This is a genomic window from Faecalimicrobium sp. JNUCC 81, from assembly GCF_053667625.1.
On record NZ_CM132203.1, the window covers coordinates 2,189,216 to 2,202,139 of the forward strand.

The 12,924-nt window shown below is 27.7% G+C and carries 14 protein-coding genes; 1 reads left to right on the forward strand and 13 read right to left on the reverse strand.

All coding sequences use genetic code 11. From position 1 onward, the window contains the following. Positions 1-104: 104 nt before the first annotated feature. Both JNUCC81_RS10810 and JNUCC81_RS10815 read right to left on the reverse strand, forming a co-directional pair. Positions 105-515, reverse strand: coding sequence for an FxLYD domain-containing protein (locus JNUCC81_RS10810; protein ID WP_454093481.1), 411 nt, complete (start codon positions 513-515; stop codon positions 105-107). Between the two features lie 90 nt (positions 516-605). Then, a complete protein-coding gene (locus tag JNUCC81_RS10815) occupies positions 606-1,679 on the reverse strand; it encodes a serine/threonine-protein kinase (RefSeq protein WP_454093482.1) in 1,074 nt (357 codons plus the stop codon). A gap of 76 nt (positions 1,680-1,755) precedes the next feature. On the opposite strand from JNUCC81_RS10815, the gene JNUCC81_RS10820 reads away from it, so the two are divergent. Further along, positions 1,756-2,196, forward strand: coding sequence for a hypothetical protein (locus tag JNUCC81_RS10820; RefSeq protein WP_454093483.1), 441 nt, complete (start codon positions 1,756-1,758; stop codon positions 2,194-2,196). Between the two features lie 32 nt (positions 2,197-2,228). Here JNUCC81_RS10820 and JNUCC81_RS10825 read toward each other — a convergent pair whose 3' ends face one another. The 11 genes from JNUCC81_RS10825 to rbsD all read right to left on the reverse strand — a co-directional run bounded on the left by JNUCC81_RS10825 (position 2,229) and on the right by rbsD (position 12,905). Continuing rightward, complete coding sequence (locus JNUCC81_RS10825) at positions 2,229-4,169, reverse strand: heavy metal translocating P-type ATPase (RefSeq protein WP_454093484.1); 1,941 nt, start codon at positions 4,167-4,169, stop codon at positions 2,229-2,231. Between the two features lie 176 nt (positions 4,170-4,345). Beyond that, positions 4,346-4,621 carry a metal-sensing transcriptional repressor gene (locus tag JNUCC81_RS10830; protein ID WP_042274691.1) on the reverse strand — a complete coding sequence of 92 codons (276 nt, stop codon included), beginning with the start codon at positions 4,619-4,621 and terminating at the stop codon, positions 4,346-4,348. A 124-nt stretch (positions 4,622-4,745) separates the two neighbouring features. Next, positions 4,746-5,474, reverse strand: coding sequence for an alpha/beta fold hydrolase (locus tag JNUCC81_RS10835; RefSeq protein WP_454093485.1), 729 nt, complete (start codon positions 5,472-5,474; stop codon positions 4,746-4,748). Between the two features lie 203 nt (positions 5,475-5,677). Beyond that, a complete protein-coding gene (locus tag JNUCC81_RS10840; RefSeq protein WP_454093486.1) occupies positions 5,678-7,051 on the reverse strand; it encodes a PTS ascorbate transporter subunit IIC in 1,374 nt (457 codons plus the stop codon). Positions 7,052-7,145: 94 nt separating this feature from the next. After that, positions 7,146-7,418: a PTS sugar transporter subunit IIB gene (locus tag JNUCC81_RS10845; RefSeq protein WP_208333130.1), complete on the reverse strand. Its 273-nt coding sequence runs from the start codon at positions 7,416-7,418 to the stop codon at positions 7,146-7,148. 1 nt (position 7,419) lies between these two features. Continuing rightward, positions 7,420-7,821, reverse strand: a complete 402-nt coding sequence (locus tag JNUCC81_RS10850) for a PTS sugar transporter subunit IIA (RefSeq protein ID WP_208333131.1) — start codon at positions 7,819-7,821, stop codon at positions 7,420-7,422. A gap of 18 nt (positions 7,822-7,839) precedes the next feature. Further along, complete coding sequence (locus JNUCC81_RS10855) at positions 7,840-9,855, reverse strand: BglG family transcription antiterminator (RefSeq protein WP_454093487.1); 2,016 nt, start codon at positions 9,853-9,855, stop codon at positions 7,840-7,842. A 218-nt stretch (positions 9,856-10,073) separates the two neighbouring features. Continuing rightward, positions 10,074-10,712: a fructose-6-phosphate aldolase gene (fsa, locus tag JNUCC81_RS10860; protein WP_454093488.1), complete on the reverse strand. Its 639-nt coding sequence runs from the start codon at positions 10,710-10,712 to the stop codon at positions 10,074-10,076. Positions 10,713-10,727: 15 nt separating this feature from the next. Then, a complete protein-coding gene (locus JNUCC81_RS10865) occupies positions 10,728-11,657 on the reverse strand; it encodes a transketolase family protein (protein ID WP_454093489.1) in 930 nt (309 codons plus the stop codon). Beyond that, positions 11,648-12,475 (reverse strand): transketolase, encoded by an 828-nt coding sequence (locus JNUCC81_RS10870; RefSeq protein ID WP_454093490.1) that lies wholly within the window; start codon positions 12,473-12,475, stop codon positions 11,648-11,650. The genes JNUCC81_RS10865 and JNUCC81_RS10870 overlap by 10 nt, the downstream gene beginning before the upstream one ends. A 34-nt stretch (positions 12,476-12,509) precedes the next feature. Next, the gene (gene rbsD / locus JNUCC81_RS10875) at positions 12,510-12,905 is read right to left on the reverse strand and encodes a D-ribose pyranase (protein WP_454093491.1); all 396 of its coding nucleotides are present in this window, start codon (positions 12,903-12,905) and stop codon (positions 12,510-12,512) included. Positions 12,906-12,924: the final 19 nt, after the last annotated feature.

Below are 12,924 nucleotides of genomic sequence, written 5' to 3' on the forward strand. Positions count from 1 at the left end.
CACTTTTAAGTAACCAATTACTAGAAAGTAACCCCTTTCACTTTTTTAATTTATATAAAAAACCCCTTAAAACAGTATTTTAAGGGGTTTTGTTTAGTGCTTTACTAAAACGCACTTGATTTTGAAGTTATTGTATAAGTATCAAAGTTTTTTTCTATGCAAAGTATTTCTATTTTTCTTTTTTCCTTAGGTTCAACATCTGTTTCATTAGTAAATGAACTTTCAATAACTGTACCATCTTTATCCATTAACTTATAATCAAACTGAACATAATCTATTTTTTCATCACTAGTATTTTCAAAAGTTCCTACTATCTTAGTGCTAAATGAGTCTTTTTTAACTTCCCATTTTATATCCTTTGTCATTTCTTCTAATTTAGAATCAACTTTAGCTGTTTGCTTCTCAACATCTTTAATAGCATTGTCTACACTAGATACACCAGCTCCTAAAAATGCTACACATCCTCCTATAATAACTACAAAGCCTATAACTATTCCTAATATTATTTTTTTCATACCAAACCTCCATAAATGATTTCTTATTATGATTTTATTATATATTCCATCATATAAAGGTTGGTATGCTAGCAGCATACAAGTAAAAATTTATTCAAATAGATTAATTAATATTCCACCTAAAAGAAATATTACCATTGTATATAACCAATACCCAAATATTTTTGTAATTTTTTTATTACTTCTTATCATTGGTAATTTTTCTTTGATGTTTAAGAAATTTGTATACATTAAATATATAGATAAAAGAATAATAACCACTATTCTATTGTTAATAAGTTCAGCAGTATTTTTGTGGGTAAATAGACCAATTAATAAAAATAAATACCAAGCACTTGCTAATATCATAAATATAATATTTCCTCTTCTAAATCCAGGAATATATTTTAGTATTTTTTCTTCTTTATATTCTTTTTTACTCTTAATTTCAATTTCTTTTTTATAAATTTTTGTTTCTAGATCTTTTCTTAATTCTTCTACACTTTGGTACCTTTTATCTGCTGATATATTAGTACATTTTTTTATTATATTTTTTAAAATTCCATTATTCTCTTCTTCTTTTATATGCTTTCCTGTAGTTAGTACATTCATCATTATACCTATTGCATATATATCACTTCTACAATCAGTTTGGTCAAATCCAAATTGTTCAGGAGAGGCATACCCCTTAGTTCCTAAAAGTGTAGTATCTAAATTCTCACCATCTTTATAAGTTCTTGCAATATCAAAATCTATAAGTTTTAATATGTTGTCATTACTTATAATTATATTTGATGGCTTTATATCCCTATGAATTATAGGAGGATTCAAATTATGTATTTCACTTAATACATCACATAATGAAATAACGTATTTTATAACAAGTTGCTCATCTAACTTATTATTTTTTTCTAAAATAGTTTGTAAAGTATCTCCATTTATAAACTCTTCAATTATTATTAATTTTTCATCTAATTCAAATATTTCATAAACTATAGGCATATTTATACTTTCTATATTTTTTAATCCTTCATATACTTCTTTTGTATATTCTTTTAATTCTTTTTTTATATATATTTTATCATCTTGTATATTTTGAACTAAAAATATTTCTACTTTTTTACTTTTATATATTGATTTTAATTCTTCATATAAAGACAACTTATACTCTATATCTAAATTCAATTATTTTACACCTCTTACTTATTGATTTTATAACCTTAAAATTATATCATATTAATAGAAGAGGTGAAATACTAGTATGAATGATATTAAAACTGTTGAGCTTATGAGCTTATTAAAAAATATAGATAGTGAGTCAAATTTAGATGATTATATTTCTAATACATTAACAAGCTCAAATGATTTAAGTTTACATAAATACTTTGAGAATTTATTTAAAGCTAAGGGTCTTAGCAAAAGCACTGTCATTAAAAATGCTGATATAGATAGAACTTATGGATATGAGATTTTAAGAGGTGATAAAAAACCTAGCCGTGATAAAATTTTACAAATTTGTATTGGAGCTAGTTTCAGCCTGGAAGAAACTAATAAAGCTTTAAAACTTGGTAATGTTGGTGAACTTTATGCTAAAGTTCCAAGAGACAGTGTTATTATATTTTGTATAAATAAAAAACTTGGTATTATAGAAATTAATGAATTGCTTTTTGGATATGGATTTAATATTCTCGGAGAAGAATAAATATAGGGATAATAATATTATCCCTATATTTATTATATATTTATCTGTTCTATACTCTCTTTATTAAAATCATTTTTATTATAAGTGATTTTATTATTGTCATATATATTATTTAGCTTATTACTTTTCCATTTTAGTAATAAAGCTGAATGTATAATGACAACTACTGAACCTATATTATGAACCAATGCTCCTAATATGGGGTCTAACGCTCCAACCATAGCAAGTATTATTGATAAAAAGTTTAATACCATAGATATGACTATATTAATATTTACAGTATTCATTGTTTTTTTAGCTAACTCTAGTAAATGAGGTATATACTTTATATCATCTCCTACAAGAGCTATATCTGCTGCTTCAACTGCAATATCACTTCCTATTCCTCCCATTGCAATTCCAACATATGATTTCTTTAGTGCTGGTGCATCATTGACACCGTCTCCTACCATACAAACTTGTTCATTATTTTTTTGTAATTTATCAATTATGTATAATTTATCTTCTGGCAAGCACTCTGGATATACATTATCTATTTTAGATATATTAGCTATATTTTCAGCAGTTTGTTTGTTGTCTCCTGTAAGTAATATACTAGTTTTGCCTAATTTATTAATACTTTCTATCATATCTTTTGCATTATCTCTAATGATGTCTTCAAGTACTATAAATCCTTTTATATAATTATTTTTTGCAGCAAATATAATTGTACTTCCTTTTTCTATGTAAGCTTTAACTTCTTTTTCTTGTTTGTTAGATAAAGTTAAATTATGTTCTTCTAATAATTTTTTATTCCCTGCTAATATTTTCTCATTATCTATATTTGCATAAACACCTTTACCTATTACCATTTTAAAGTTAGTTGCTTCATATAAGTTCTCATTTAGTATTGACTTATAGTGAGATAGTATAGCTTTTCCAAGCGGATGTTCAGAGTACCTTTCAACACTAGATACTAATCTTAATAGTTCATTTTCATCTATATTTTTATCAAAAGAATATACTCTTGTGACTTTAGGCTTTCCATAGGTTAATGTACCTGTTTTATCAAAAGTAATTTTTTTAACTTTAGATAATCTCTCTAAAGCATCTCCCTCTTTAATTAAGATACCAAACTTTGTAGCATTTCCTATACCAGCCATTATAGCTGTTGGAGTTGCTAATACTAAAGAACAAGGGCAAAATACAACTAGTATTGTTACAGAACGTATTACTTCACCCGTTACCATCCATGTTAATCCTGCTGAAACTAAAGCAATAATTACTATCCAAGTAGCCCATTTATCAGCCAATCCTACTATCTTAGCTTTACTAGCATCAGCTGATTTTACTAAACGTATCATCTTTTGAAGTGAACTATTTTCACCTATTTTAGTTGCTTTCATATCAAATACCCCAAATAGATTTACGGTTCCACTAAATACTTCATCATTTACTCTTTTGTCAACAGGCATTGATTCACCTGTCATAACAGATTGGTCTATAGACGTTTCACCATTTATCAATATACCATCTACAGGAACAGTTTCACCTGGTAAAACTTTTATAATATCATTTACAACTACATCTTTAGCATCAATTACATTTTCAATTCCTTTTTTTATAACTCTAGCTGTAGTTGGTGTTAAATTTATTAATTTCTCAATTCCCTTTTTAGCTTTTGAAAGAGTATATTCTTCTAACATCTCTCCAAGTGCCATTATAAATGCAATTTCTCCAGCTGCAAATACTTCTCCAATAAATATAGATGCAATTAACGCCATTGATACAAGTACTCCTGCTTTTATATTAAAATCAGTTAAAAGGCCTATAACTGAACCCTTAAATATCGGAAAACCACATAATATAACTGCAACCCATGAAAAATCAATTGGTGATGTAATTAAATCTAAGAAACTAATAACTAGAGATATAGCAGACAATACTAGTATTAAAATCTCTCTATTTCTTTCATCTTTTATTAATAATTTCATATATTTCCTCCTTTTTATACCCATAGGGGTATAGGTACATGGTAGTATTATCCATACTATTTGTCAATAAAAATTAATTTAACTAGCTAAATTAATCACACTCTTTAGAATTTTTAACTTATATAAAATGTAAATTTTTAAAATAAAAAAAGCAGTCAAATTTGACTGCCTAAAGATTACTTAAGTCTTGAGAAATGTTCTATTGCTTTTGAAAACTCTTTAATTGTTTTTTCATGATCACCATGTTCTAATCCATCTTTTACACAATGGCTTATATGCCCCTCTAATACTATTTGCCCAACTTTATGAACTGCACTTTTTACTGCATTTATTTGCATTAATATATCTTCACAAGGTATATCCTCATCAACCATATTATCTATGGCATTTAATTGCCCTATTACTTTTTTAATTCTTCTATGTATATTATCTGAATCCATACACTGACGCATATTACTTCCTCCATCTAGCTTTAATTTCGCTTAATATTATATAGAAAGAATATCATTCATCAATATCAAAGTCAATTAATCAGTTTTGCTATTATTTATTTTATAAATATATCACTAGTATGTTTTAATCTATTGATTCTAAAAATTCATTTATCACTTTCATAAGACCTATAAAATCATCACATTTTATATCATGACCTGCTTTATCAAAAGACTCTATTCTAATACTTCTACTATTTAAATACTCTATGTAATTTAATATATCTTTTCTAGATAATAATGTTTCTTCTTGTTCACCTTTTAATAATAAAAATGGACAGTTAATTTTATTTAATTCTTCTTTAAAATAAACTTGATCTGATTCTTTTTCTATACTTTTTAAAGCTTCATATGTAATAGATATTGATTCACAATGTGTATTATAAAACTTAATCGATTCTTTTGCCCATCCATTAGGCATTTTTTTATGTTCTGCTGGATATTCTCCAATTATTATTCCTTTTAATAAATTAGGATTTAAAATAGAATATCCTAATGCATATGATACACCTCTTGAATATCCCATAATGCAAAAGTTATTTAATCTTAATTCATTTACTACTGAACTTATATCATCAACATGGTCTTTTAAAGTATATCCTTTATCCGGTGAGTCACTTTTTCCTCTTCCTCTAAATGATAGTGCTACACACCTTCTATCATTCAAAGCATCTATAATATTTATATAATCTTCACAAGACTCTGATAATCCTGGACAAATTAGTAGTGGTGTTTTATTAGTATCCTTTAATTCATTGTCAATATAATGTATTTTTATCCCCTTATTATCTACCCAATTTTCTTTAATTTTCATTTATATATCTCCCCCATTAATAAACTATCTATATTTATACTACATACTTTATTATATTACCTTTAAGTGATATTGTAATATTTAAGTAAATTATTTACTAAGCTTAGATTCATTTCTACATTAGATTTATTATAAAAAAAAGATGACCAAGTTAAATATATTGGTCATCTTTTTTATAAAGTAATATCTTTAGGAGATATTTATTAAGCTGTTTTAGATTGATCTGTGTTTCCAATTGTTTTTTTAGGAATTTTACTTATAACTACTAGTATTACTACAACTCCAATTAGTATACCTGTAAGCCCTACTTGACCTACAAACTCTTGAATTTTACCTAAGAATACTCCCATAACTCCAAAGTCTGCATCTGAGAATGTAGAGTTTGCTATTCCTAATCCACCAAGTACTGGTAATAATACTACCGGTAACAGTGATACTACTATACCGTTTAAGAATGAACCAACTATAGCCCCTCTTCTACCTCCTGTAGAGTTACCAAATACTGCTGCTGTTGCTCCTGTAAAGAAATGAGGTACAACACCTGGTATTATTATTGTAAGCCCCATTGCTCCTAGTGCAAGCATTGACACCACTCCACCTAAGAATGAACTTAAAAATCCTATTAATACGGCATTTGGTGCATATGGAAATACTATTGGACAGTCTAGTGCTGGTTTTGAATTTGGTACTACTTTTGCAGCGATACCTTTAAATGCTGGTACTATCTCATTTAAAACTAATCTAACACCATTTTGAATTAATATAAATCCTGCTGCAAATGTTAATGCTTGTATCATTGAGTAAACTATAAAGTTCTTTCCACCTGATAATGTAGTTTCAACAAACTCTGATCCTGCAACTAATGCAACTATCAAATATAAAACTAACATTGTTATAGATATAGATACTGCAGAATCTCTTAAGAAGCTTAAAGATTTAGGAACCTTCATTTCCTCTGTAGACTTAGAACCTTTACCTACCGCTTTACCTACTAACGCAGCTAATGCATATCCTGTAGATGAGAAGTGTCCCAATGCTACTGAATCATTTTTCGTTATTGCTTTCATAAAAGGTTGACATATTGCTGGAGAAAGCACCATTATTAACCCTAATGCTAAAGAACCTGTGAATATTAAATTAAATCCACTCATTCCACCTGAAACTAGTATTACTGCTATCATACAAGCCATAAATAATGTATGATGACCTGTTAAAAATATGTATTTAAACTTTGTAAATCTTGCTATTAACATATTAGCTATCATACCAAATGTCATTATTAGAGCTGTTGCTGTACCATACTGATCTAGAGCCATTGCAACTACTGCTTCATTATTTGGTATTACACCTTGAACATTAAAACCATATTCAAACATTTTACCAAATGGCTCAAGAGAGCCAACTATAACACCAGCAGCTGCTGATATCACAACAAAACCAACCATTGCCTTTAAAGAACCTTTTATTATATCTTCTATAGGTTTCTTTTGAAGTACTAATCCTAGCACAACCATAATACCTATTAAAACTGCTGGTTCAGATACGAAATCAATTAATACTTTTAAAAATCCGTTCATTTTTGACCCTCCAAACTATTTATTAGTGTCTATTAAAAATATTATTATTCCTTTAATACTGGTTAAATTATTTAATTTAACCAGTATTAATTTATTAGCATCCTAATTTTTCTTGTAGTTTAACTTTTAATTCATCTTTGTCAAATAAAGCATCTAATACTATTAAGTTCGGTAAGTGAGAAGCACTTGGCTCTAAATCTCTAGCTGTTATAAATATATCTGCTTGGTCTGCAGTTGCATCAGCTAAAGAATTATGTGATACTTCAAATCCACTTAAACCTAATTCATTTAAGATTTCGTTTACATTCATTTCTACCATAAAACTTGATCCTAATCCTGATCCACATACTGCCATTATTCTGTTCATTTTACACTACCTCCATTATTTCTTCTTCATTATTTGAATTTAATATTTTATTTAATTTGTTTTCATCCATACATATACTAGCTACTGTTTGCATTAATTCTAAATGGGAATTACTATCCTTAGCACTTAAAGTTAAAAATAACTCTATATCTTTACCTAAAAAATCAACAGGTTTATTTAACTTTAGTAGGCATAAATCATTTTCTAATGCTCCATCTTCTGGTCTAGCATGAGGCATTGCCAATTTAGGTGCCATGCAAAAATATGGACCAAACTCATTTATCTTATTTATTATTGCATCAAAGTAATTATCATTTATTGAGTTTCTTTCCTTTAAGATGTCACAAGATATTTTTATAGCTTCATCATAGCTATTTACTTCATCTAATACCTTTACTATCATGACATTTCCCTCCAATCCTTAAGAATATTGTTTTACTATTTCTAAAATTTCACTTTCACAAGATGCATTTAGTATTTTTTCTAAATTACTTTTATTAGACAACATCTTATTAATAGATACTAACGCATTTAAGTGTGATTCTTTGTCCTTAGGTGCCAAAACTATAAAGACTCTAGCTTTATGTCTCTCATTATCTGAAAAACATATTTCTTCCTTAAATGTAGTTAAACTAATTCCTAACCTATTTACACCATTTTCTGGTTTAGAATGAGGAAGAGCAACATTTTTTAAAATTATTATGTATGGCCCTAAATTTTCAATATTTCTAATCATTGCCTTTACATAAGACTTATCAATAACACCTAGTTCTATTAAACTTCTTGAGCTAACTTTAATTGCATCTTTCCAATCTTTTGCTTCTTGATTTAAGCTGATTGTATTTTTATTTAAAAGGTCTGCTAATGTAACCTTGTAAATTTCATTTTTTTCTTCAGTTGATAAAATTATGTTTTCAATTTCTTCTCTTAATTTATCTTTGTTTGTAACTGTAGAATATCTCTCTACACTATTCATTATTCTCCTTACAATCTGTTGACCTAAGTTGAATTTTGATTGAGTGCTAGATATTTGAGATATTAGATTTTGCTTATCTAAATTATTTAGTACTGGATTTACTTTTATGACATTTCCATTATCCTTTGAAATATCAACAGTTGTTATAGCAAAGTCATAACTTTTTTCATAATTATTAAACTCATCTAGTGATAAAATATCTTTTATCTCTATTAAATCAAAGATATCTTTTATCTGACTTTTTAACAGTTGTGAGGTTGCCATTCCAGAGTTACATACAATTACTATTTTAGGAATTTTTATTTCAACTCCCATTTTTACTGCATAGCCACCAAAATACATTGATATGAATGCTAATTCATCATCATTAAAAAAACATCCTAGTACTTCTTCAACATTCTTTACTATTTGCTTAGTAAACTGAAATATTGATTTGTACTTATTTTTTACTTCTTCCTTAATAGGGTTAGGATAATATACGCCATATCTTAATCTAAAAAGGGATGGTACTAAATGATTAAATATATTATTTGTAAGCTCTTTATAATCGTCTATATAGATACAAGATATCTTTTCAAATTCTCTAACCATCATATTTATTTCATACATATACTTATCTTTTATCGATTGCTTAATGAAAAACTCTTTTATCTCACTATCTCTAATAATAAAAGTTTGTATATAGTAGATTTCACTATCTGCTATATCTTTATTTAATACTTTTCTTAATTCTACTAGGATATCGTTTGCTAAATTCTTACAACTTAATGATTCTAAAAAGTTTATTTCATCCTCTGAGAAACTTAAACTTTCAAAATCTCTATAATAATACTTATACATATTTGTTAGATACTTTAACGTATAATTAATGTATGTTTCTTTTTCTACATTTGGATTAATACTTTCTAAAGTTTCTTTTAATGCATTATATTCTTCTAAAAACTCACATTCTTTAAATAGATAGCCATAGTCATTGTATAAATTAATAAATAAATATCTTCTATCTTTTAGGTCTCCTTTTATTTCATAACCGTTATAAGATTCAATGTTTAGTTTATATTTACTTATATAACTTCTAGCATCTTTTAAATCATTCAAAACTGTATTTCTACTTACTTGTAGTAGATTACAAAGTTTTTCTATTGTAAGCTTCTCATTATATGTAAGAATGTAAATTACTATTTTTAAGTACCTTTCTTTTGGAGAAAGTATATAATCTTCACTTGCATACTTTAACAATTTACTTACTTCTTCTTTATCTTTGTTGCTTAAATAATATCCTAAAGTTCTTTTGTTTTTAAGCTCAACTGAATTTATTCGTAAATAGTGTTCTAGCTTTTCTATGTCATAGTAGGTTGTCCTCCTTGACATATTTAGCTTTTTGGAAATTTCTTGTGTTGTTGCATAATCTTTTTTTATTAGTATTTTAAGAATTTCTTCTAGTCTTTTGTTAATGTACATTTTGTTTGCCTTTCCTTAATATCAATATACTACATATCCATTTTGCACAAAAGATTAAAAACAGTCAACTTTTTTGTGCAAAATTTTGTACCCCCACTAAAATTATATATTTTTATACAAAATAAAGGCTAATACCACTGAGAATAGTTCTAATGGTATTAGCCTTTTGAGAAACGTTGCTACCCTTTAAGCCATATGCGATGCTATGAAATTTTTAATTACATATTTTTATAATCAGCTAAAAACTTCTCTATTCCTATTTCAGTTAAAGGATGTTTAGTCATTTGCTTTAATACACCAAATGGTATAGTAGCTATATCTGAACCTGCTAATGCACAACGTGATGCATGTATTGGATTTCTAACACTTGCTGATATTATTTCTGTCTTTATGTTATGAGTTTTAAACATAACTGAAACTTCAGTTATTAAATCAATTCCAACCATACCTATATCATCTAATCTTCCAACAAATGGACTTACATAAGTAGCTCCTGATTTTGCCGCAAGTAATGCTTGCCCAGATGAGAATATTAAAGTTACATTAGTTTTTATTCCCTTTTGAGATAATATGCTAACTGCCTTTAATCCTTCTATGCACATTGGTATCTTAATTACTATATTTTTATGTAACTTTACTAATTCTAAAGCTTCTTCTACCATTTTATCACACTCTAAACTTATTACTTCAGCACTTATTGGTCCATCTACTATAGAACATATTTCATTTATTACTTCTTTTAAATCTCTTCCTTCTTTAGCTATTAATGAAGGATTAGTTGTTACACCATCTAATATTCCCCATGTTGCTGCTTCTTTTATTTCATCTACATTTGCTGTATCTATAAATATTTTCATAATCTCTCTCCTATGTTAATTATTTATCTCTTCTATTACTATATTTTTTATATTCTCTTTAGTTAATCCATAGTGTTCTAATAACTCTTTAGGTGTACCTGATTGTCCAAAAGTATCTTTTATACCAACTTTTCTTACCTTTACTGGCGATTTTAAACTTGTTACAGAGCATACTCTATCACCTAAACCACCTATTATTGAGTGTTCTTCAAATGTTATTAAACATTTTGTCTCTTTAGCTGCTTTTACTAATATTTTTTCATCTATTGGCTTTATAGTTGGCATGTGTATTACTCTTACACTAACATTATCATTTTCTAATTCTTTTGCTGCTTCTAATGCTAGGTTTGTAGTAAGACCTGTCGTAACTATTGTTATATCATTACCTTCTTTTACAGTTACACCTTTTCCCACTTCAAACTTATAAGTTTCATCAAATAAATCCTCTGCTGCAAGTCTTCCTAGCCTTATATATACAGGACCATTTATTTTTGCTACTTCTTTTATTACTTGAACAGTTTCAGCCTCATCTGCTGGAACTATTACTGTCATGTTTGGAAGTGATGACATTAAAGCTATATCTTCTATTGATTGGTGAGACCCACCATCTTCTCCAACAGTTATACCTGCATGAGTTGCAGCTATCTTTACATTTAGGTTTGGATAGCATATTGAATTTCTTATTATTTCAAATGCTCTACCTGTAGCAAATACTGCAAATGTACTTGCAAAAGGTACTTTACCAAAAGATGCTAGACCTGCACTTAATCCCATTAGATTCTGTTCTGCTATACCTACATTTATAAATCTATCTTTATATTCCTTTGCAAAATCTGCTGTTTTAGTAGATTTTGATAAATCTGCATCTAATACTACTATATTCTCATTTTCTTTTCCTAACTCAACTAATGCTTTTCCGTATGCTTCTCTAGTAGCTAATCCCATTTCGCTTCCCCCTTAGACTCTAATTCTTCTATTGCTATATTTCTTTGTTCTAAACTAGGAGCATTTCCATGCCATCCGGCTTCATTTTCCATAAATGAAACACCTTTACCTTTTACAGTCTTAGCTATTATAACTGTCGGGATTCCTTTTGTACTTTTTGCATTATCAAATGCTTTTTCTATTTCTTCAAAAGAGTGCCCATCTATTTCTAATACGTTTAAGTTAAATGCTTTTAATTTATCTTTTAAAGAATATATATTCATTACATCTTCATTTTTACCATCTATTTGTAATCCGTTATTATCTATTACTAAAGCTAAGTTATCTAATTTATAATGTGCTGCTGCCATAAGTGCTTCCCATACTAATCCTTCTTGCATTTCTCCATCACCAAGTAATGAGTACACTCTAATATTACTCTTATCTATTTTTGCACCTAAAGCTATACCTACTGCATTTGATATACCTTGACCTAAAGAACCAGTAGATACATCAACACCAACTAATTTCTTGCTATCTGGATGTCCTTGTAGCGGTGAATGTAATTTTCTTAATGTGTTTAACATATCTTTATCAAAGTAACCTTTTTGGGCTAATGTTGCATATAAAACAGGTGCTGCATGACCTTTACTTAGTACAAATCTATCCCTATCTTGTTTTTTCGGATTTTGTGGGTCTATATTCATTTCCTTAAAGTATAAATATGTAAGTATTTCAACTGCTGATAAAGATCCCCCTGGATGTCCTGATTTTGATGAATAAATCATATCAACAATATTTTTTCTAACGTTGTTAGCATTACATTCTAAATTTTTCATAATTTTCCCTCTCTATTTTGTTTCGATTAAATTATTAAAATACTACTCCAGATTTTAATATTATATTTGCATATGGTGTAAATTCCCCGGTTCTAACTATTGCCATAGAATCTTTAGTCATAGTTTTAAAATCTTCATGAGACACCTTAGTTATTTTTATATCTTTAAATCTTTTTTCTATTTCTTTATACATTTCATTGCTAACTTTTTCTATTTCAGAAGCTATTACAACTTCTTCAACTTTTAATTCTTCTAATACTGTATCTAATGTATCTAAAAATGTTGGTATTCCTTTACTTAATGCTAAATCTATTCTCTCAACATTCTTTGGTATTGGAAGACCACTATCACATATTGTTAACATATCTGTATGCCCCATTTTAGCTATTACTGATGATATGTTGCTATTTATTAAAACTGATTTTTTCATATTTACTCTCCTTATTTAT